This is a genomic window from Streptomyces rishiriensis (assembly GCF_003112535.1).
Lineage (GTDB): Bacteria > Actinomycetota > Actinomycetes > Streptomycetales > Streptomycetaceae > Streptomyces > Streptomyces rishiriensis.
Genome location: NZ_BEWA01000007.1, coordinates 90,133 through 110,248, shown reverse-complemented (window position 1 = coordinate 110,248; position 20,116 = coordinate 90,133). Strand labels below are relative to the sequence as shown.

Here is a 20,116-nt window from a genome sequence, read left to right as displayed (position 1 = left end):
GCGTCACGTCGGGACGTCACTTCCTAAGATCCAGAAGTCATTGCGGCCCGACGGGCTTCCCCACGGGACATGCCCCCACCCGCACGAGTCACTCGTGCCCTGGGGGATCCTCCTCGTGTCCATGCTCCTGCTGAAACTGGCAGCGCGTGATCTGCTGAACCTGAACTCAAGACGCCGCATGGTGCCCCATCTCGCCGCGAGGTGGAAGCACTTCCTCAACACCGACGCTTCGTTGACCGAACGTTCCGCCTGGGCGGAGAGCCTGGTACATCTCGCCGAGGATCTGGTCGCGGCGGACCGCGGGAACGTCGAGATGGTAGTCGAGTGCGCGGCCACGCTCGACGAGACCGACCGCGCCGGGGGCCCGCAGCTCATCGACGTGGTCCTCGTGGGTCATCACCCCGGGGAGAACGGGCTGTCCGTCCAACTCGTCGAGCTGAAGCGGTGGTCGACGGTGACCCGGGTGGAGCAAGCCACCGCGGACCTGGTGCACGTCCCGGGCATGGGGGAGAAGAAGCACCCCGTGTTGCAACTGCGCCAATACTACGAGGCGTTCACGGGTGCCAGAGGGCCGCTGCACGGGCTGGACTTCGAATGCGGTGGCTTCGCCTATCTGCACAACGCCACCGATGCCTCCGTGCTCCCGCTGGTCGGCCTGGACGCGCCGACCGGTTCCTACGCCCGCGTCTACACCAGCGACCGCCGCGCCCAACTGCTGTCGGACCTGCGGAGCAGCTTCGGCCCCGACGGTGCCGACTCGGCGGCCGAAATCCTCTTACGGAGCATGGGCCTGCGCAACACCCCGCTGCTCGACGCCATGATTCGCTCCAGCGGCGAGGACACGGTCTTCACCCTGCGCGGTCGTCAGAAGAAGGTCGCGGACCAGATCCTCGACACGGCCGCCAAGGTGCTTCCCGATCCCCAGCGGCCCGCCCTCCTCCCCGACGAGCGACGGGTCGTCTTCCTCGTCACGGGCGGCGCCGGCACGGGCAAGAGCGCCATCGGCCTCCAGCTCAAGGCCGAACTGGAGGCCGATGGCCGAACGGTCAAGTACGCGAGTGGCAGCAGGGCGTTCAACGGCGCCCTGCAGGAGCATGTCGGTTACGGCGACCGGGAGTTCAAGGAGACGTTCACCTACTTCAGCAACTTCGTCACCCCGCCCGACCCGCCCCTGGACGTACTGATCTGCGACGAGGCGCACCGCCTGCGCGACCGCTCCACCAACCGCTTCTGGAAGCCCGAGGACTGGGGCACGAAACCCCAGGTGGACGAACTCCTCGACGCCTCTCGGTTGACGGTGTTCTTCCTCGACGAGGGCCAGTCCGTGCGCCCGCAGGAGGTCGGCACCGTCGCTCTCGTGGAGGACGCGGCCCGACGCTACGACGCCCAGCTGGTCCGTTACGGCCTGCGGGAACAGTTCCGGTGTGGCGGCAGCGACGCCTACATCCGCTGGGTGCGGGGCGCGCTGGGGGTGTCGGACGCGGAGCCGGAGTCGTGGACCCCGGACGGGCTGATGCACGTCGAGGTCGTGGACAGCCCGGAGGAGCTGGAGCGGATCATCCGTTCCGAGGCCATGGCGGGAGCCTCCGCGCGCATGGTCGCCGGATACTGCTGGCCCTGGACGAAGCCCCTGGGGAAGGAGAAGCGGCTCGAGCCGGATGTCCGGATCGGAGACTGGCACCGGCCGTGGAATGCGGACAGCGAGTCCTTCTGCGAGAACAAGACCGTGCCGCCGTCCAAGATCTGGTCCGTGCACGAGAACGGACTCGGCCAGATCGGCTGTGTGTACACCGCGCAGGGCCTCGAGTGGGACTGGTGCGGCGTGATCATGGGCGAGGACATGGTGCGCCGGGGCGACCGCTGGGTGTTCCGCCGGGGCAAGGAGCGGGCCGACAAGGAGGCGGGCGTCAAACGGGTTGCCGTCCCCGGATCGTTCGATCCCAAGGTGAAGCCGAAGAGCGTGGAAGACGACGAGTTCGCCCGCCTCGTCCGGCACGCGTACCACGTGCTGATGACCAGGGCGAGCCGGGCGACCGTGATCTACTCCACGGACGAGGAGACCCGGAACTACCTGAAGGGGCTCGTCGGGGACGTCGCGATCCACGGCCTGCGACCCACCTGGGAGAATCTTCCGGAGCAGGCCCGGCAGCCACATCTGCCCCGTCCTGCCCGAGGACGGCGTCGCCGCCGGAAGCGCCAGAAGAAGGACGCTCAGCCCGGAGACATGCGCCTTTTCTGACACGAGGACCAGCGTGAGGCGTGGCGGGCTCTCCCGGGCCCGCCACCTGCCGGTCAGAAGACCAGGCGTGCTGCCGCGGTCAGGGCCGCCACCAACAGGTTGATGACGACTCCCACCGTGACGTCGACCAGAATCTGACGAATCCGGTCACGACGTGCAAGCTTGTACTCAACGGGGTTCATCGGTTTCCACTCCTGAGCGTGAGCTGGGAATGGCAGGGATCGCCCTACCGGGCATCCGCAGTCACACCGCGTGCATGACGCGGTGGAGACCACTCGTCGCTCAGCACCGAGGACCGGCACCTGGAACACCGCCGACGTACCCTCCGGGAAGGTGCGCAGCGGGTAACCACGTTAGTACACGCGCCAGTTGAGAGAGATCGATTTTGGACGCCGTGGTGTCGCGGGCCGGGCGCTCCGCACGGCGCCGGCTGTGTGGATTCCGCGCATTCCCACCCGAGTGCGGGGGCGAGGCTCCAGGGTGTCGGCGGTCACGGCATCGCAGGTTGCCGGAGCCGGGTGACAGGGCGGGAATGTTCCTCACTCCCGTTCTTCACCGTCTCTTTTCATGCCGCATGCACAAGGCCAAGGAGCTGGCCGGCCTGCTCGCGGTGCCCGGCGGCAGGCGGGTCTGGGTCGCGGAGGCCGTCTGCTTCACGGACAACGGCCTGCGCGTACGGCTGCCCGCCCACGACCAGAACGGCGTCTACACCGTCCATCAACTGGTCGAGATGCTCAAGGAGCCCCTGCGTGACGAGCGGCGCCGCATCACGGCGATCAGCTCGCGAGATCGAGGCGGCCTTCAAGAACATCGGCATCCGCAAGAGCGACGCGCAATACAAGGTCGGACCGTACGAGCTGCTTACCGCCAGCAGAAGCAGGGCAAGCACGGTCTCACTGACGACGACCTCCGTGACTGGCGTCCTCTGGCCGCGCCCCGAGGTCGTCGCGCAGTAGTGAAGCAGTAGCCAGGAGTAGATCGACGTCCGTCGGTCCAGGAGGCACCCGCTGCGTGCGCGGGTGGCCCTGTTGCCGCAGGTGCAGCTCCGCCCACACGGTCTTGCCCGGGGCGGCCCGGCGAGGGGTGACGCCCCAGTCGTCCGCGAGCGCTGCGACGAGGAGCAGGCCCCGGCCGGACTCGGACAGCGAGTCGGTCGCCGGAGGGCTGGACGGCGGCTGTTTCTCGGCGCGGGTGTCGGTCACCTCGATGCGGACGACGTCCTCGGCCAGGGTGAGGTGGAGGTGGAAGTCCCGGCCGGGGACGTGGCCGTGGCGTACGGCGTTGGCGGTGAGTTCCGCCGTAATGAGGGTGAGCGTCTCGTTGACCGGGGTCGTGTAGGGGTGGCCCCAGTCGTTCAGGCGGTGCGAGACGAGTCGGCGGGCGAGGCGGGCACCGCGTGGGGTCGAGGTGAAGCGCATGATGAACGCGCGTTCGAGCGCGGAGGGCTGTGGCATATGCCCGTTCGGGGGAGTTGTTGACTTCATAGGGTCAACCGTCGCGGACTCTGCGTAGCGTTGACCAGGAGTGACGCACTGACGGGTACGGGCTGTACATGCGGGCGGTGCGCTTGTACCTGCTGTTGGGCGTGACCGTTTCCCGGGCCCGGAGTTGGCTGACTGGGCGGTCGTACGAGAGGAGCTGCGGCGTGGGCGACGAGGTTCAGCAGCCGGAGTACGAGGTCGGGACGGGCATGCTGTGCGTGTTCGGTCGGCAGTTGAAGCTGTTCCGGGAGCGGGCGGGGATGGACCGGGCGAGACTCGGGTCGCTGACTGGGTACTCCGCCTCGACGATCGCGTCGTTCGAGCAGGGGAGACGTATTCCGCCGCCCAAGTTCATCGACCAAGCCGATGAAGTGCTCGATGGAGGCGGGGTGTTGAGCGCCATCAAAGAGGAGGTGGCTCGGGCCCAGTATCCGGCGTTCTTCAGGGATGCGGCCAAGCTGGAGGCTGAGGCGGTTGAGCTTCATGTGTACGACACTCAGCTGGTCAACGGTCTATTGCAGACTAAGGAGTACGCGCGATCGGTGTTTGCCATGTGGCAGCCACTGCTGGACGAAGCGCTCATCGAGCAGAGACTGGCCGCACGACTGGCTCGGCAGGAGATTTTGTCCCCAGGCTCGCTGACACATCTGAGTTTCGTGATTGAGGAGGCTGTCCTACTCCGGCCCCTCGGCGGGGAGGGCGTCTGGCGAGGCCAGTTGGAGCACCTCAGGCTGATCGCGGAGAAGCGTAACGTCGTGATTCAGGTGATGCCGTTGTCCCGTCAGGAACATGCGGGGCTCGCTGGTCCGTTCACCTTGATGGAGACCAAGGACGGCCGCAGGATGGCGTACACGGAGGTACAAGGCAACAGCCGTGTCCACACGGATCGTGTGAAGGTGCGAGAACTTGAGCGTACGTACGGGATCCTTCGCGCGCAGGCCCACACTCCGACAGAATCGCTGGCGTTGATCGAAAAGTTGCTGGGAGAGAGATGAGCGGGGAAAAGGCGGGGCCGGACACCGATGCCCTGGCATGGTTCAAGAGCAGTTACAGCGCTGGGGACGGGGGTCAGTGCGTCGAGGTCGCCACCCGCCCCGGCACGGTCCACGTCCGCGACTCGAAGGACACAACCCGCGCCGCACTGGCCGTACAACCCACGGCGTGGACCGCGTTCGTCGAGTTCGCAGCACTCTGAAGGGGGTAGGGCCCTCGGTAGGCGCGTGTTCGCCGAGGGCCACTGCGCACCCCACCTCCGCAGCACTCTTCAGCAGCCTCGGCGGTTTGCCCGCAGGGTGCCGCGCCGGGCGCTGGCTGGCCTGACGGTCAACGTCGCGCCAGAGGCACCCGATTCTCGGCGGAGGTCGCCTTCTCGGGGCCATCGGCACCATGATTGACCCAGCCCGCACGCCCCCGCCACTCGCGCAACGAGGCCTCAACGGAGTCGACTCGAAAGGCCCTTGAAGCCCGAAGCTAATGTAGGTTCCTGCCATGAAGCAGGGTCCATGAAGCAGGGTAAAGAGGTCGAGAATCCCGAATCGCGTTTCTTCACGGTGCTGCGGGCGGCGGCGAAGCTCCCGGGCGTGCGGATCCACAGGGAGGCGTACCTCCGAAGTGTGCTGGCTCGCCACTGCTCCGAGAACGACGTCCGAAGGGCGATAGAAGAGACTCCCGCCGCGGCGGGCATCAGCGCCGACGTTCTGGACAAGTTGGCCAACGACTCCATCCGCTTCGAAACCGGCAAGGTCAGCGCGCTCTCCGCCGCCGCCGGGATCCCCGGCATCCTCGCCCTCCCTGCCACCGTGCCCGCCGACTTGGCCCAGTACGTCGGCCACATGCTGCGTATCGCGCAGAAGCTCGCCTACCTCTACAGCTGGCCCGACCTGTTCTCCGACGAGGGCGACGACGTCGACGACGCCACCATGGGGGTGCTCACGCTGTTCTTCGGCGTGATGTTCGGCACCCAGTCGGCGAACACGGCCGTGGGGAAAGTCGCGGGGATGATGTCGAAGCAGGTCGCCAAAAAGCTGCCGCAGAAGGCACTCACCCAGGGTGTCGTCTACCCGATCGTGAAGAAGGTCGCGGCATACCTCGGCGTCCAGATGACGAAGCAGTCGTTCGCGAAGACCGTCTCTAAAGCCATCCCCCTCGTCGGAGCCGCCGTCTCCGGTGGGCTCACCTTCGCGACCTTCCTTCCGATGGCCAAGAGGCTCAAGAAGCACCTCGCCGGCCTGCCCCTGGCGGACCCGTCGCACCGTGTGACGGACGACGGCGACGTGGTGGACGCCGAAGTCGTCGAGGACGACGAGCCGTTCGCCACGACACAGGCCGACGAACTCGGCGCGGCCACCGCTGCCGTCAAGCTGGAGGAACCTCAGCCCTGACCCTGACCCTGCCCCTGATCACCGCGCTCCGCGAAGACCCGTCGGCGTACCGGGCACCCGCGGCGGGGCCAGAGGGGCGATCTCCCGGTCGAAGAAATCGTGGAACCCCTCACCGCGCTCGTAGAGCGCGTCGAACCCGGCGTTCGTCTCCCGGATCAGCGAGCGGTCGGTGTACTTCCTGGCCCCGGCCGCATTTCCGGCCTCATCGTAAATGACCTCGTACAGGACCACATCCCCGAGAATCACTGCTTCCGGTACCGGGTGACTCTGCTCGATGTTCGAAATGTCGTCGGCGTCGAGAATCCTGATCTCGTCGCCCACGTCCACACGCGCGCGCAGGACGAATAACTCCCACTGAACATACGGCGTGACCGGGAATTCCACGACGCGAAGGCGGCGGTGCCTGACGCCCAGGCGCGCCGCCCGGCGGAGCTCCTGGGCGTAGTCCTCGCGCCTCTCGGCGGCCAGGGACAGCGCCCTCTCCCAGTCGCCGTCGGCGAACGCCTCCCAGCTCGGGAAGCCGCGCTCCTGGAAGTGCTGGCCGCGTTCGAGCTTGTTGAGGAAGCCGATCCCGGTGGTGTAGAGCCGGCCGAGGTCCGCGTGGTACCGGGGGCGGTCCAGGCGTTCTGAGGTGCCACGATGGAAGGAATCAAACACTGGGGATGTCCGGCTTCGCCGCGATGAGCATCTTCCTCGGGATGACGACGAGGCACTCGTCCGACCCGATCGAGACTCCGTCGGGCAGGTTCCCGCCGAGCGACCCGGTGAGGTCCCGTCCTATGACAGCGATGTCACCGTTGGCGAGTTCCCAGATGTCCGGACAGTCCGGAGTTCCGGTGGTGATTCCGAGTTCCTGGGGTGTTTTTCCCAGGCGCCGTTCGAAACCTGTGTGCGGATCCGCTTCCCATGGCCTGGCCATTTCCGTCGCCCCCTCGATCGGTCGGGATGCCTCACTGTAACCTGCAACTTGCCCGCCTGACGATGTGTTGGAACCAGCCCGCCGGGGTAATGGCGAGGATTGATTCCTCCTTGTCTCATGTCGCTCAGGGCTGGAATGATATTGATCGGGAAGAAAATCGTGTCAACGCCTGACAGGCGGCATCTTTCGTCTGTGCTGTAGGAAAATCGGGTGAATGGAGGGGCTCCTGTGGACTCAGAAGTGGCCTTGCTCGCACAGAGCGCGGGCACCACCTTGGTCACCTTGATGGCGACCGATGCCTGGCACCGCGTGCGTGACGGGATCACACAGCTCTGGCGTCGGACGCAACCCGAGCGCGCCGAGACCGTCACCGCCGAGCTGGAGGCCACTCACGAGGACGTCCTGGCAGCCGCGGCAGCGGGAGACCAGGAGACACTGGACGAACTACGTCTCCAGTGGCAGGGGTCGGTACGGCGGCTGCTCGTGGCCCGACCCGCCGCCGTCGAGGAACTGCGCGCGCTGCTGGACCGACTCGACCCCGAGGGCTCGGCCGCCCGGCAGATCAGCCAGCACGCCACGGCGTCCGGTCAGGCCCGGGTCTACCAAGCGGGACGTGACCAGCACATCGCCGAGCGATGACGGGCGGGACGGACGGCCACGCCGAGGACCAGGGACGCGTCTACCAGGCGCGGGGCGACCAGCACATCAACGAGCACCACCACTACGGCGTCGACAGGCCGGATCACGGCGGTCCGGACTCGGTGCGACGCCCGGCGGTCGGCCGGTCTCCCGTCGCGCTGCGCGACCGCAGCGAAGTGATGGAACGCCTGCGGGCGAGCGTAGAGGCGGACCGCGGCGGCCAGGTCTACGTGCTGTACGGCATGGGCGGCTCGGGCAAGACGGCGGTCGCCTGCGCCCTGTTCCATGAAGTCACCGGAGAACAGGGCCGGGTGGGCCTGTGGGTCAACGCCTCCGACCGCGCGAGCCTGCGCGCCGGCATGCTCGCCGTCGCCGCCGACCGAGGGGCGGGCGACGGCGAACTGCTCGCCGCACGCAACGGCCTCAGGCCCGCCGCCGATCTCGTGTGGACCTGTCTCGACCGTTCCGCGGAACCCTGGTTACTGGTCCTGGACAACACCGACGAACCGGAGATCCTGCGGGACGGCGACTGGTTGCGCACCAGCCCGCGCGGCACCGTTCTGGTGACCACACGGCGCGCGGCGGCCCGGTGGTGGCCGGGGGCCGAGCTCCAGTACATCGGCGTCCTGCCCCGCGAGGACGCCGCGCTCGTGCTGCGCGATCTCGCACCGCACAGCGGGACGACGGAGCAGGCGGCACGGGTCGCGGACCGGCTCGGGCGGCTGCCACTCGCCCTCACCCTGGCGGGCGGCTTCCTCTCCCACCAGGTCATCGACCCTTGGACGATGGACGCCTACGGGGACCAGCTCGACGGGGACCAGCGGGTTCAGCTGATCGACCGGGGAGCCGACGCGCTGTCCGAAGCCGACCCACGGCATCTGGTCGGCCTGACCTGGCAGTTGACCCTCGACGCGTTCGAGGCGCGCGGGCTGCCCGAAGCCGCGGCGTTGCTGAGACTGCTGGCGCGGTTCGCCGCCGAACCCCTGCCGCTGGCGCTGCTCAACCACGAGGACATCGGTGGAGTCCTTCCCCGGGCCCGTACCGAGACGGCTCTGCGGGCCCTGCTCGACCAGTCGCTGTCCGAGCTGGTCGACGTCGCCGGAATGCGCTGCGTGCAGAGCCATGGCGTCCTGCTCGACAGCGTCTCCGCGGCGACCCCCGCCGAACTGACGCCCGCGCTCGACGCGGCGGCCGTCCGACTGCTCGACGCGGCCGTACCCGGCGCACCCGACGCCGGGCCGCCCGAGCCGCGACTGCGCCTGCTGGTACCGCATGCGCTGGCCCTGCTGCGGCACGTCGGCGAGCCGTCGGCCGCCGCCGACGCCCTCGCCGTGGCGACGCGGCTGTCGGTCGCGCTGCACCGGACCGGTGACTACCCCTCCGCCTGGGAAACCTCCCGCACCGCGGCCGACCTCGCGCAGCGACTGCTCGGCGCGCACGACCGCACGGCCCTGGCCGCCCGTTCCCGGGCGCCACCGTCGCCGGACGGCGCTCGGCGCTGGGTCCCGCGCATCCGCTGACCCTGCGGGCACGCGCCAGCCTGCTGGAGATGCTGCCGGCCGCAGACGTGGTCACCGAGGAGGGTGGGGCCCTGCTCACGCTGCCGTCGGAATGCGACCGGTCCCTCGGCCCCGATCACACCGTGACCCTGGGCGCCCGGCACAACCACGCGTGGGCGCTGTACCTCCTGGGCCGGTTCGCCGAGGCCGACAGCGAGATCCGACGGGTCACCGAAGCGTATGTGCGGCGCTTCGGGCCGGAGTACCCGATGGTGCTCGCGGCCCGGCAGCTGTTCTCCCGGACCCGGGCCGCGTTCGGCGAGATGGACGAGGCGATCGAGGTGATGACCGACGTCGTCGCACGACGGGAACGCGGCCTGGGCCCCGAGCACCCCTTCACGGTCGCGGGCCGGCGGCTTCTGGACACGTACCGGTCGGGCCGATGACGTGACCGCGCGTGCTGCAACGAGGGACGGTGGCCTCAGTAGTGGTAGCGGGCCTTGAGGATCTTCACTTCCTTCTCGTCCACCCGGTAGACGAGCCGGTGCTCGTCGTCGATCCGGCGTGACCAGTAGCCGGACAGGTCGCCCTTCAGGGGCTCCGGCTTGCCGATGCCGGTGAAGGGGGTGCGCTGGATCTCGGCGATCAGCCGGGTGATCCTGCGGGCCATGGCGCGGTCCGAGCTGAGCCAGAAGAGGAAGTCCTCCCATCCGGCCGGGTCGAAGGCGACGCCCCTCACCCGTCACCCGCCAGCTCTTCCAGCTCTTCCATGGTCCTGGTGATCACGGCCTCGCCGGCCCTGTCCCGTGCGACGGCTTCCATGAGGCGTCGCGCGTTGGCGGGAGAGCGCAGCAGGTACACGGTCTCCTGCCAGGAGTCGTAGTCGTCGGCGGACATCAGTACCGCGTCGCCGCTCTTGGAGCTGATGCGCACGGGGGTGTGGTCGTCGTTGACGCGTTTGATGAGCGGGAAGAGGTCCTTGCGGGCCTCGCTGGCGCTTATGGTCATCTGCGGCGCCTCTCTCCAAGTGGTACCGGAAAATGGTACTTCAATGGTACGACTTTCCTGTACGAATCGCAGGGCGAGGCGTCTTCGGCGGTCCCGGCTCGGACTTCCTGCCCTCGCAGAAGGGCGGAGCCGCCTCGACGGGGCCCGTCGGGAGGGCCGGCGCCCGGTATCGGCGCCGGCCCTCCCGTCTGCCGTCCGTGAGCGTCAGGACACGCGGGCCGGGTCGGCGGCTTCCCGGGTCTTGTCCTTCCCCGTCAGGCGTCCGCGGACCACCGCGAAGACCACCACCGCGATGGCCACCGCCGTGGACAGGACCACCTGGTCGCGGCCGCCGCCGTCGGCCGTGTCGGTGAGCATGTAGCCGAGGACGAAGGTGATCAGGGCGATGGTCGCCCAGGTCAGGTAGGGGTAGAGCCACATGCGCACGACCAGCTTCTCCGGTGACTCGCGCTCGATGATCTTGCGCATCCGCAGTTGGGAGAAGCAGATCACCAGCCACACGAACAGGGCGATCGCGCCGGAGGAGTTGAGCAGGAACTGGAAGACCGTGTCGGGCCAGAGGTAGTTGAAGGCGACCGCGACGAAGCCGAAGACCACCGAGGCGAGGATGGCCGGGCGCGGGACGCCGCGGCCGCTGGTCTTGCCGAAGGCGGCCGGGGCGTCGTTGCGGCGGCCGAGCGAGAAGGCCATGCGTGAGGCGGTGTACAGGCCGGAGTTGAGGCAGGAAAGCACCGAGGTCAGCACGATGGTGTTCATGATCTGGGCCGCGTGCGGGATGCCGATGGAGCTCAGGGCGGCGACGTACGAGCCGTCCTTGAGGATCGCCGGGTCGTTCCAGCGCAGCAGGGACACCACGATCAGGATCGAGCCCAGGTAGAACACCGCGATCCGCCAGATCACGCTGTTGGTCGCCTTGGTGACGGCGGCGCGCGGGTCGGCGGTCTCGCCCGCGGCGAGGGTGACGATCTCGCTGCCCATGAAGGAGAAGACGACCATCAGGACGCCGGTGAGGATGGCTCCGGGGCCGTGCGGCAGGAACCCGCCGTGCGCGGTGAGGTTGGAGAAGCCGCTCGCCGGGTGGTCGGAGCCGGGGAGCAGTCCGAAGATCGCGAGGCCGCCGACCACGATGAACGCGGCGATGGCGACGACCTTGATGCCGGCGAACCAGAACTCGAACTCGCCGTAGGAGCTGACCGAGGCGAGGTTGGTGGCCGTCAGGACGATCATGACGATCAGGGCCCAGCCCCACTGGGGCACGGCGGGGATCCAGCCGGCCAGGATCTTGGCCCCGGCGGTCGCCTCCACGGCGAGCACGACGACCCAGAAGAACCAGTACAGCCAGCCGATGGTGAAGCCCGCCCAGCGGCCGAGCGCGCGGTCCGCGTAGGCGGAGAACGAGCCGGAGGTCGGGTTGGCCGCGGCCATCTCGCCGAGCATGCGCATCACGAGGACGACGAGGACGCCGACGAGCGCGTAGGAGACGAGGATGCCGGGGCCCGCGGCGGCGATGCCGGAGCCGGAGCCGACGAACAGGCCGGCGCCGATGACTCCGCCGATCGCGATCATCGACAGGTGGCGGTTCTTGAGTCCGGCCTGGAGGCCGCCGGACTCGCCGGGCTCACCGGACTCGGTGGGAGGGGTCTTGGGGACGGTTGTGGTCATCTCGACATCCATGGAGGGGAGGGCGGACGGACGGGGAGTACGGACCTGGGGGGCGTCTGGAAATTAGTTCAGTACGATCCAAAAGAACAAGACTTGTTTAAGTGTTCACCTTGCTCTATTTTTCGTGCAGCACGGACCCCACCTTTCCGGGAGCCCTCTGTGGACCACACCGTGACCCCGTTCGGCAGGCCGTTAGGGTGGCGCCGTGGTGAATGCAGCGGGCAAGTTCGGCCCCTACACCGGCTGGGACACGCGCGTCCTCGCCGGCCGGGGCCCCACGGGGGCGGAGCTGGTCCGGTCCCGGATCGCCCTGCGGGTGCGTCTGGGCTCGGTGGCGCCGGGGGACCGGCTGCCGGACGCGGGCGTCCTCGCCGAGGAGCTCGGTATCAGTGAGATCACCGTGCGCCGGGCGCTGGAGGCCATGTGCCAGGACGGCCTGCTCGACCGCCGTCGTGGCCGGGCGGGCGGCACCTTCGTCGCGACGGACTGGGACGCCGTCGTCGCCGTGATGTACGACGCGGAGGAGGCGGCCGCGCTGGACGCGTTCCACCTGCTGCTCGAGTGCGGGCTCGTCGCACACGCCGCCGGCGAACTCACCGGCGAACTTCCCGGCGAGCTTCCCGGCGGCCCGCTCGACGGTCCGCTCGACGGGCTGCGGGCGCTGGTCCAGGAGATGGACCTGACCGACGACCCGGCTCAGCTGCTCGAACTGGAGACGCGCTTCCACCTCGACCTCGCGCAGGCGCTCGGCGGCGCCGGGATCCGGGAGTTCGCCGCCGACCTGCTCGGCCGGCAGTGCCTGCTGGGGCCCGCGCCGGCCCCCGCGCACGTGCGGGCCCGCAACCGCTGCCACGCCGACCTGCTCGACGAACTCGCCCGCGGCGCGATGGACCCGGCGGTACGAGCGGTGAAGGCGCACCGGCACGCCGGACCGCGCTGACCTCTTCGAAGGAGCTGTCGCCATGCCCCACCACGGACCCGTCGGACCGGCGCCGACGTCGGGTCGCGCCGGCGGCACGCCCCAGCGGCTGCGCGGCGGCGTCCTCGGCATGGCCGACATCGCCGCCGCCACGATGGCCAACGTCGGCCCCGCCATGAGCTTCTTCTTCGGCTTCGCGTTCCTCGCCACCACCGCGGGCGTCGCCTCCCCGCTGACCATCGTCGCGGCGGGCGCGGCGGTCGCGCTGTTCGGCAACACGCTGGCCGAGTTCTCCCGGGCCCACCCCTCGGCGGGCAGCTTCACCACCTTCGTCGGCAAGACGTTCGGGCCGGTCAGCGCCGTCACCACGGCTCTGCTCGCCGGACTCGGCTACATCATCGCGATGGCCTCCGTCATCGCGATCTCCGGCGGGTTCATGCAGATCACCCTGAACCACTACACCGGCGTCGACCTGCCGTGGATCATCTGGACGGTGCTGCTGACCGGCCTGTCGGTGGTGCTGATGCTGCGCGGGATCGGCGTGTCCACCAAGTGGGCCGGCTACTTCTTCGGCGTCGAGATGCTCGTGCTGGTCGTCGTGTCGGTCGCGACGCTCGTCGAACACCGCGGCGACCTCTCCGCGGCCCCGTTCCTGCCCTCCCGCCTCACCCACGGCGTCAAGGGCCTCGCGGCGGGCTTCCCGCTGGCGGTGTACCTGTTCATCGGCTGGGAGAACTCGGCGGCGCTGGCCGAGGAGACGGAGAACCCGCGGCGCAACGTCGGCCGCGCCGTGTTCTCCTCCGTCGCGATCATGACGGTGAGCTACATCCTCTTCTCCTACGCCACGGTCACCGGCTTCGGCTACGACGTGCAGCGGCTCGGCGACTCCCGGATCCCCTTCGTCGACGTCGCCCAGCACACCCTCGGGACGCTCGCCGTCCTCGCCTACGTCGGCGGGCTGACCTCCACGCTCGGCGTGCTGGTCGCGGGCATCAACTCCCAGGCCAGGCTGGTGTTCAACGCCGGACGCGAGGGGCTGCTGCCGTCCTTCTTCGGCTATGTGCACCCCACGCGCCGCACGCCGAACAACGCGATCGTCACCTTCGCCGCGACCGCGCTGCTGATCATCGTCGGCTGGGGTGCGGGTCATGTGCTCGGGGAGGACGGCGGTCCCATGAACCCGGTGGTGTTCTTCGCCGAGTCGTCGAGCCTGGGCGCCATCCTGATCCTGCTGGTCTACCTCGCGTCCAACATCGCGCTGCCGCTGTACTACCGCAGGTACCGTCCGCAGGAGTTCAGGATCGTGCGGCACGTGGTGCTGCCCGCGGTCGGCACGCTCGCCGTCCTGATCCCGCTGTACTACCTCGCCAAGCCCGGACAGCCCGCGCCGTACAGCTGGTTCCCGTACGCGGCGCTGGCCGCCCTGCTCGCCGCCGTCGGTTACGCGGCCCTCCTGGTCCGGCGCGATCCGGGCCTCGCCGAGCGCGTCGGATCGGTCGTCGCCGACGCGGAGTGACGGCGGCGGCCGCCTCGGCGGCGACGCGCCTCACGAGACCGCGGCCTCCATGTACTGCCCGAGGTAGCGGAACCCGCCGTCGGCGACCTGGTAGTCGAACATCGCGTCGTGGTTGTAGCCGTAGCTCTGCACGTACCTGACGGTGCGGGTGATCCCGGTGTGGGAGACCTCGCGGAGCCTGCGGGCGATCGCACCGCGCTCCCTCAGCGCCGTGCCGTCCTGCGCGCACGCCTCCGCCAGGAACATCACGGCGTCGTAGGCCTCCGCCGCGTACCAGCCCGGGGCGGCCCCGAACCGGCGGCGGTAGGCGGCGGCGAAGGCCCGGGCGGAGGAGCGGACCGCGGGGTCGACGAAGGAGGTCGCGAGGACCCAGCCGTTCGCGGCCGCGCCGGCGGCGGTGAGGAACGCGGGGCCGAAGGCGCGTTCCGTCGCGATGCGGGTTCCGGTGAACCCGGCGGCGTGCAGGGCGGACGCCAGTCCGGCGGTCCGTGCCGCGTCGCCCGTGCTCAGCACGGCGTCCGCGCCCGCGGCCAGCACCGCCGCGGCCAGCGCCGCGTAGTCGGTCTTCCCGGCGGGGACGACGGTCAGCGTCGAGCCCCGGCCGGCCTGGCGCAGTGCGCGCTGGGTCTGGTCGCACAGCGTCCAGGCGAGGTCGCCCTGCGCCCGGTCGTCCACCAGGAACACCTTGCGCGCGTCGGCGTGGTTGCTGAGATAGCGGACGCAGGGGGCGGCGAACAGGTCGTCCTTGACGTGCAGCGCGGCATGGGAGTGGAAAACGTTGGGTCCGAACGAATCGGTCAGGGTGTCGACGCCCACCGAGACCGACACCACCGGCATCGCGGCTTTGGTGTAAGCGGCCTCGGAGCTGAGGAAGCACGCGTCGGTGGTGGGCCCGAGGACCGCCAGGACGGCCGGGTTCCCGGTGAGCTGCCAGGCCAGGCTGCCGGCCCGGGCCGGTGCGCCGCCGTCGTCGTAGGGGAGCAGCTTCACGCGGAAGGGGCGGCTGCTCTGGCCGTTGACCTGTTCGACGGCCAGTCGGGCACCGTTGAGCTGGGCGTTTCCGCTCTCCCTGTGGGCACCGGTCAGGTCGCCGTGGAACGCCACGACGACTTCGGGGCGCGGCCCTCGGGCGGACGGAGGTGAAGTCGCCGTTCCGGGGCGGGTGCTCCACCACCACGCACCGCCGCCCGCCGCCAGGACCCCGGCCGTGGAGCCGAGGCGCAGGAATCCGCGGCGGCGCAGGCCCGGCGCGGTGGGCGCGGCGGGCGGGGCAGCAGTGGCGGCCGTCATCGTCACGGCTTCCGGCGACACCGGGGGCGCAGGGGAGTCAGGAGACAGGGGGGACGCCGGGTTCGCGGGCGCGGACAGCTGGGTCGGCTCGATGGCGCCGATGGCGAGCACGGCGGCGGACCGGTCGTTGATCAGTCGGGTGACCGACGCGGGCAGCCAGCCCGGCTGCCCGGCCGCATCCCCTCTTCGCCCCGCGCCTCCTGCGCCTCCTGCGCCTCCTGCGCCTGCCGCCCCTGCCGTGCCTGCCGTGCCTGCGGTGCCTCCTGCGCCGCCTGCCCTTCCGGTCCCCCTTGTCCCTCCGGCCCCTCCTGCCTCTCCCTCAGCTCCCTCCGCTCCTTCCGCTCTCCGGGGTCGCTCTTCGAGTGCCCCGTGCAGGTGGGCGAGGGTGGGGCGGCGGGCCGGGTCCTTGTGCAGACAGGCTCGGAGCAGCGTGGCCTGCTCGTCCGGGATCGCGGCGGGGTCCGGCTCCTCGTAGACCGTGCGCAGCAGCATGCCGGCCGCCCCGCCGCCGCCGAACGGCCGCACTCCGGTCGCGGCGAACGCCAGCACGCAGGCCAGCGAGAACACGTCGCTGGGCGGGCCGATCTCCCCGCCCCGCGCCCGCGCCTGCTCCGGCGAGAGAAAGCCGGGCGAGCCGACGATCACACCGCTGGAGGTGAGCGCGGTGGCCTCCGGGGCCCGGGCGATGCCGAAGTCGATGAGCCGGGGCCCGTCCGGGGCCAGCAGGACGTTGCCCGGCTTCACGTCGCGGTGCACGAGCCCGGCCGCGTGCACCGCGGCGAGCGCCTCGGCCAGCCGCAGGCCCAGCACCCGCACGGAGGCGGGGGCGAGCGGTCCGAAGACGTCCACCGTCTCGGCGAGCGACGGGCCCGCGACGTACGCGGTCGCCAGCCACGGCGTCTCCGCGTCGGCGTCCGCGTCCAGCAGCGGGACCACCCACGGGCTGTCCACCCGCCGGGCGACCTCCACCTCGCGGCGGAACCGGGCCCGGAAGCCCGGCTCCTCGGCGTACGAGGCACGGACCGTCTTGACCGCGGCGATCCCCCCGCCCGGCGCACGGGCCAGGAAGACGACGCCCATGCCGCCGGCGCCCAGCCGCCGCAGCAGACGGTAGCGACCCAGCCGGGACGGGTCGCCGGAGCGCAGCGGCTCCATCAGATCGTGAGCGGTGCGGGGCCGCCGTACACGAAGTCACCCTGCTCGACCCGCCAGAGGAAGCCGCCGGTGCCGTCGATGACCATCAGACCGGTCTTCGCCATCCGGCCGGTCTGCTCGAAGGCGAACGCCTTCGTGATGCCCTCGTACTTGCCCGTCTGCACGGCCGTCAGCAGGTTCTTCCGGGTCCTGCTCTTCGCCGTCAGCCCGGACAGAGCCTTCAGCAGCATTCCCGTCACGTCGTAGGCCTCCGCCGCGTACCGGGGCGGCGCCTCCTTCCAGTGGTCGCGGTAGGCCGCCGCGAACTTCTTCGCCTCGGGCTTGCCCGTCGCGTCGATGACGGGGGCCACCATCACCCAGTCCTCCGCGGCTTCCTGAGCCTGGGTCAGGAAACGGCCGTCGAGCAGCGCCGGGCCGGACACCCGCGCACCCCGGAAGGCGCGCTCCCGCAACGTCGAGGCGAGCAGCGCGCCCCGGTCGGGCAGACCGGCGAAGAAGACGGAGTCGGCGCCGGCGGAGAGCACCGCGTCCACGGCGGCGCCGAAGTCCCGGCGCATCGCGCTGACCACTTCCGGCACCGGCGGCTGCCGCGCGTTGCTGAGCTGGGTGCTGAGGGCGGTGCCGAGGTCCGTCCCGTAGTTGCCGGCGGGACGGTCGACGACGAGGCCGACCTTGTGCGAGCGGGCCGTCCCGCGAAGGTAGTTGCTGAGATACACGCCGAGCACCGAGTCGGGCAGCCGCCCGAGCAGGAACGAGCGGAACCCCTGCAGGACGAGGCTGATCCCGCCGGGGGACACGGCGACGACCGGCAGCAGCCCGGAGTCGTACTTGGCGAGCGCCGCCTGCGCCGTGGCGTCGGTCGTCGGGCCGACGACCGCGAGGACCGCCGGGTCGTTTGTCAGCTCCGCCGCGAGCCGGGCCGAGGCCGCGGGGTCGCCGCCGTCGTCGACGGTCCTGACCTTGACGGTGAACGGGGCGTCGCCGCGCGCGTTGAACTCCGCGACGGCCAGCCGCAGTCCGCGCTCCTGCGCCCTGCCCGTGTCCCGCTGCGGACCGCTGAGGTCACCGTGCAGCGCGACGGTGTGCACAGGGCGCCGCGAGGGCGCGTCGGCGGCGGGGCTGCCGTCTCCCGTGCCGTCGTCCCGGGCGGCGGCCCACCAGCCCCCGCCCCCGGCCGCCGCCAGCGCGACGGCCCCGCCGGCGAGCAGGAGGAAACGGCGCCGGCCGGCCGGGCGGGCGTCCTGCGTCTCCGCCGCCGAGCCGGACGTCTCGTGCGTGTCGGCGTCCGCCCGCTCGGAGTTCGACGTCCCGTGGGTGTCGCCTTCGGCTCGCTCCGAGCCGGACGTCTCGTGGGTGTCGGCCTCCGGCCGTCCCGAGCCGGACGTCCCGCCCGTGTCGGGTGCCGGGCCCGAGCCGGACGTCCCGCCCGTGTCGGGTGCTGCCGGCCCGGAGCCGGGAAGCGCGTCGGACGGGGCCTGGGTGTGCTCGATGTCCGGCAGCGCGAGCGCGGCGGCCGACCGCTCGGCGATCAGCCGGGCGACCGGCTCCGGCAGCCATCCGGAGGCCGCGTCCTGCGGGCCGCCGTCGGCCGCCGACGGCACCCGCGGGTCGCCGACGGCCGTCAACCGCCTTACCAGCTCGGCGGCTTCGGGCCGCCGGTCCGGCTCCTTCTCCAGGCAGCCCTCCACCACCTCGCGCAGCCGGGGCGGGATCCCGTCGAGGTCCGCCGGGTCGTGCACGGCCCGGTACAGCAGGGCGTCGACCGCCCCCCTGCCGAACGGCGCCCGGCCGGTCGCCGCGAACGCCAGGACGCAGCCGAGGGAGAACACGTCGCTCGCCGGTCCGATGCCGTCGCCGCCGGGGCCCATGGCCTGCTCGGGCGACAGATAGCCGGGGGTGCCGACGACCAGCCCGGTCGCGGTGAGCGCGGTGTCCTCCGGCGCGCGGGCGATGCCGAAGTCGATGAGGCGGGGGCCGTCGTGGGCGATCAGCACATTGCCCGGCTTCAGATCCCGGTGGACCAGACCGGCCCGGTGGACCTCGCCCAGCGCCTCGGCCAGCCGGGCGCCGAGCAGCCGCACGCCGGGCTCCGCCAGCGGGCCGTGCGCGACCACCGCCTCGCCCAGGGACGGGCCCGGCACGAACGCGGTCGCCAGCCACGGCGCCTCGGCGTCCGGGTCGGCGTCCACCAGCGGCACCGCCCAAGGGCTGTCGACCCGCCGGGCCACCTCGACCTCGCGGCGGAAACGCTCCTTGAAGCCGGGCTCCTCGGCGTACTCGGCGAGCAGGACCTTCAGCGCCACCAGGGCGCCGCCCGGCGTGCGCGCCAGGTACACCACGCCCATGCCCCCGGCTCCGAGCCGGCCCAGCAGACGGTGGTCCGCGATCCGCGCGGGATCGGACGAACGCAGCGGCTCCATCAGTTCTTCCCCCCGAGCTCGGACTCGATCCGGCTGAGCATGGTGGTGAGGGCGTACGACGCGGCCCGCGTCAACTCGTCGTCCTTGTAACCCCGGGCGCCCATCACGGACACCGCCACGGTCACCGAGCCGAGCCGGGCGACGTTCCAGCGGTACGACTGCGGGTTGTTCCCGGTCAGGTAGGAGCCGATCTCCAGCACCGAGTCGTCGGCGTAGGTGTTGCCGCCCTGACCGTAGGGAGTGGCGACCGACGCGAGTCCGGAGATCCGCTCGTCGGTACGGACCTGCTGATCCCGGCAGCGCAGCGCCTCCTCCAGGGTGGTGGCCAACTGCTCGTCGGCGGCCCGGACGCTGGTGTGCACGGTGACCGCCGCCGTCACCTTCAGCGTCCCCTTGCCGCCCCTGCCCGGCTGTTCGCTGTAGCGGGACGACGAGGCCAGGACCGTGCTCGGGAGGGGCCGGCGCTGCCAGCGGCACTCCGCGTCGAGCACGGCGACGGTGCCGGGGGTGCTCGCGGCCGGCCGCTGGGCCCGGAAGTCCGAGCCCCAGGCCTGCGGCTGCAGCACGACCGCCTGCGCCAGTGCCTCGGCCTGCGGCCCCGTCCGGGGCAGCTTGGCGGGGTCCGCCTTGAACGGCGTGGCCTTCGCCGTGCTCCCGTCCGCCGCGGCGGCGGACTGCGTCGCGGCGGGCGAGCCGGACGGGGAGGGCGTCGCGGACCGGCCGGACGCCGAAGGGCTCGGCCCGGCCGCCTTGCCGCCCCCCGCGCCGCAGCCGCCCACCAGCAGCGCGGCCCCGGCCGCCGACGCCGCCGCCCGCACCGGCCAAGTCGTTCTGCGCCTGCGTGCGTTGTCCACCATGCCCGCCCCCTCAGCCTCAGCGCCCCCGCTTCGCGTGCGGTGATCGTACAGAGGCACGCGGTCGGCGGACGGACGGTTCCGCGAACCGGGGGAACGTTCGACACGGCCGCCTGCTGCGGACACGGCGGACC

Annotated in this window: 17 protein-coding genes and 2 pseudogenes; 9 read left to right on the top strand and 10 right to left on the bottom strand. The window is 70.9% G+C overall.

What is annotated here, in order from left to right:
* The first annotated feature begins 121 nt into the window (after positions 1-121).
* The gene (locus Sri02f_RS13150; RefSeq protein WP_109001529.1) at positions 122-2,239 is read left to right on the top strand and encodes a DUF2075 domain-containing protein; all 2,118 of its coding nucleotides are present in this window, start codon (positions 122-124) and stop codon (positions 2,237-2,239) included.
* Positions 2,240-2,292: 53 nt separating this feature from the next.
* Here Sri02f_RS13150 and Sri02f_RS42735 read toward each other — a convergent pair whose 3' ends face one another.
* Positions 2,293-2,421: a DUF6408 family protein gene (locus Sri02f_RS42735; protein WP_245970618.1), complete on the bottom strand. Its 129-nt coding sequence runs from the start codon at positions 2,419-2,421 to the stop codon at positions 2,293-2,295.
* Between the two features lie 398 nt (positions 2,422-2,819).
* On the opposite strand from Sri02f_RS42735, the pseudogene Sri02f_RS42730 reads away from it, so the two are divergent.
* A pseudogene (locus tag Sri02f_RS42730) lies at positions 2,820-3,099 on the top strand (hypothetical protein); the annotation flags it as partial.
* Positions 3,100-3,132: 33 nt separating this feature from the next.
* Here Sri02f_RS42730 and Sri02f_RS13140 read toward each other — a convergent pair.
* Positions 3,133-3,723 carry an ATP-binding protein gene (locus tag Sri02f_RS13140; RefSeq protein WP_109001341.1) on the bottom strand — a complete coding sequence of 197 codons (591 nt, stop codon included), beginning with the start codon at positions 3,721-3,723 and terminating at the stop codon, positions 3,133-3,135.
* 161 nt (positions 3,724-3,884) lie between these two features.
* Here Sri02f_RS13140 and Sri02f_RS13135 point away from each other — a divergent pair, with 161 nt between their 5' ends.
* The 3 genes from Sri02f_RS13135 (at position 3,885) to Sri02f_RS13125 (ending at position 6,101) form a co-directional block, all read left to right on the top strand.
* Entirely contained in the window at positions 3,885-4,715 is an 831-nt protein-coding gene (locus Sri02f_RS13135) for a helix-turn-helix domain-containing protein (RefSeq protein WP_109001528.1), read from the top strand.
* Entirely contained in the window at positions 4,712-4,915 is a 204-nt protein-coding gene (locus Sri02f_RS13130; RefSeq protein WP_109001340.1) for a DUF397 domain-containing protein, read from the top strand. The genes Sri02f_RS13135 and Sri02f_RS13130 overlap by 4 nt, the downstream gene beginning before the upstream one ends.
* A gap of 307 nt (positions 4,916-5,222) precedes the next feature.
* Complete coding sequence (locus Sri02f_RS13125) at positions 5,223-6,101, top strand: hypothetical protein (protein WP_109001339.1); 879 nt, start codon at positions 5,223-5,225, stop codon at positions 6,099-6,101.
* An 18-nt stretch (positions 6,102-6,119) separates the two neighbouring features.
* Here Sri02f_RS13125 and Sri02f_RS13120 read toward each other — a convergent pair whose 3' ends face one another.
* Both Sri02f_RS13120 and Sri02f_RS13115 read right to left on the bottom strand, forming a co-directional pair.
* Positions 6,120-6,758: a DUF6879 family protein gene (locus Sri02f_RS13120; protein ID WP_109001338.1), complete on the bottom strand. Its 639-nt coding sequence runs from the start codon at positions 6,756-6,758 to the stop codon at positions 6,120-6,122.
* The gene (locus Sri02f_RS13115) at positions 6,751-7,020 is read right to left on the bottom strand and encodes a hypothetical protein (protein ID WP_109001337.1); all 270 of its coding nucleotides are present in this window, start codon (positions 7,018-7,020) and stop codon (positions 6,751-6,753) included. Before Sri02f_RS13115 ends, Sri02f_RS13120 begins: the two co-directional genes overlap by 8 nt.
* Before the next feature lie 228 nt (positions 7,021-7,248).
* Here Sri02f_RS13115 and Sri02f_RS13110 point away from each other — a divergent pair, with 228 nt between their 5' ends.
* Together Sri02f_RS13110 and Sri02f_RS13105 are read left to right on the top strand one after the other, a co-directional pair.
* Positions 7,249-7,659, top strand: coding sequence for a hypothetical protein (locus tag Sri02f_RS13110; RefSeq protein ID WP_109001336.1), 411 nt, complete (start codon positions 7,249-7,251; stop codon positions 7,657-7,659).
* A pseudogene (locus Sri02f_RS13105) lies at positions 7,656-9,604 on the top strand (tetratricopeptide repeat protein). The gene Sri02f_RS13110 and the pseudogene Sri02f_RS13105 overlap by 4 nt, the downstream one beginning before the upstream one ends.
* Positions 9,605-9,639: 35 nt before the next feature.
* Here the strand turns inward: Sri02f_RS13105 and Sri02f_RS13100 are convergent.
* The 3 genes from Sri02f_RS13100 to Sri02f_RS13090 form a co-directional block, all read right to left on the bottom strand.
* Entirely contained in the window at positions 9,640-9,897 is a 258-nt protein-coding gene (locus Sri02f_RS13100; RefSeq protein WP_109001335.1) for a Txe/YoeB family addiction module toxin, read from the bottom strand.
* Positions 9,894-10,166 carry a type II toxin-antitoxin system Phd/YefM family antitoxin gene (locus Sri02f_RS13095; protein WP_109001334.1) on the bottom strand — a complete coding sequence of 91 codons (273 nt, stop codon included), beginning with the start codon at positions 10,164-10,166 and terminating at the stop codon, positions 9,894-9,896. The genes Sri02f_RS13100 and Sri02f_RS13095 overlap by 4 nt, the downstream gene beginning before the upstream one ends.
* Positions 10,167-10,370: 204 nt before the next feature.
* Entirely contained in the window at positions 10,371-11,828 is a 1,458-nt protein-coding gene (locus Sri02f_RS13090) for an amino acid permease (protein WP_109001333.1), read from the bottom strand.
* 205 nt (positions 11,829-12,033) lie between these two features.
* Here Sri02f_RS13090 and Sri02f_RS13085 point away from each other — a divergent pair, with 205 nt between their 5' ends.
* Both Sri02f_RS13085 and Sri02f_RS13080 read left to right on the top strand, forming a co-directional pair.
* A complete protein-coding gene (locus tag Sri02f_RS13085; protein ID WP_109001332.1) occupies positions 12,034-12,768 on the top strand; it encodes a FadR/GntR family transcriptional regulator in 735 nt (244 codons plus the stop codon).
* Between the two features lie 22 nt (positions 12,769-12,790).
* Positions 12,791-14,263 carry an APC family permease gene (locus Sri02f_RS13080; RefSeq protein WP_109001331.1) on the top strand — a complete coding sequence of 491 codons (1,473 nt, stop codon included), beginning with the start codon at positions 12,791-12,793 and terminating at the stop codon, positions 14,261-14,263.
* A 30-nt stretch (positions 14,264-14,293) separates the two neighbouring features.
* Here the strand turns inward: Sri02f_RS13080 and Sri02f_RS13075 are convergent, their stop codons facing one another.
* From Sri02f_RS13075 to Sri02f_RS13065, 3 genes are read right to left on the bottom strand one after another with little or no spacing between them, the layout of a single operon-like run.
* The gene (locus Sri02f_RS13075; protein ID WP_109001330.1) at positions 14,294-16,708 is read right to left on the bottom strand and encodes a bifunctional serine/threonine-protein kinase/ABC transporter substrate-binding protein; all 2,415 of its coding nucleotides are present in this window, start codon (positions 16,706-16,708) and stop codon (positions 14,294-14,296) included.
* Entirely contained in the window at positions 16,708-19,128 is a 2,421-nt protein-coding gene (locus Sri02f_RS13070; RefSeq protein ID WP_109001329.1) for a bifunctional serine/threonine-protein kinase/ABC transporter substrate-binding protein, read from the bottom strand. Before Sri02f_RS13070 ends, Sri02f_RS13075 begins: the two co-directional genes overlap by 1 nt.
* Complete coding sequence (locus Sri02f_RS13065; protein WP_109001328.1) at positions 19,128-19,985, bottom strand: hypothetical protein; 858 nt, start codon at positions 19,983-19,985, stop codon at positions 19,128-19,130. The genes Sri02f_RS13070 and Sri02f_RS13065 overlap by 1 nt, the downstream gene beginning before the upstream one ends.
* Positions 19,986-20,116 lie beyond the last annotated feature (131 nt).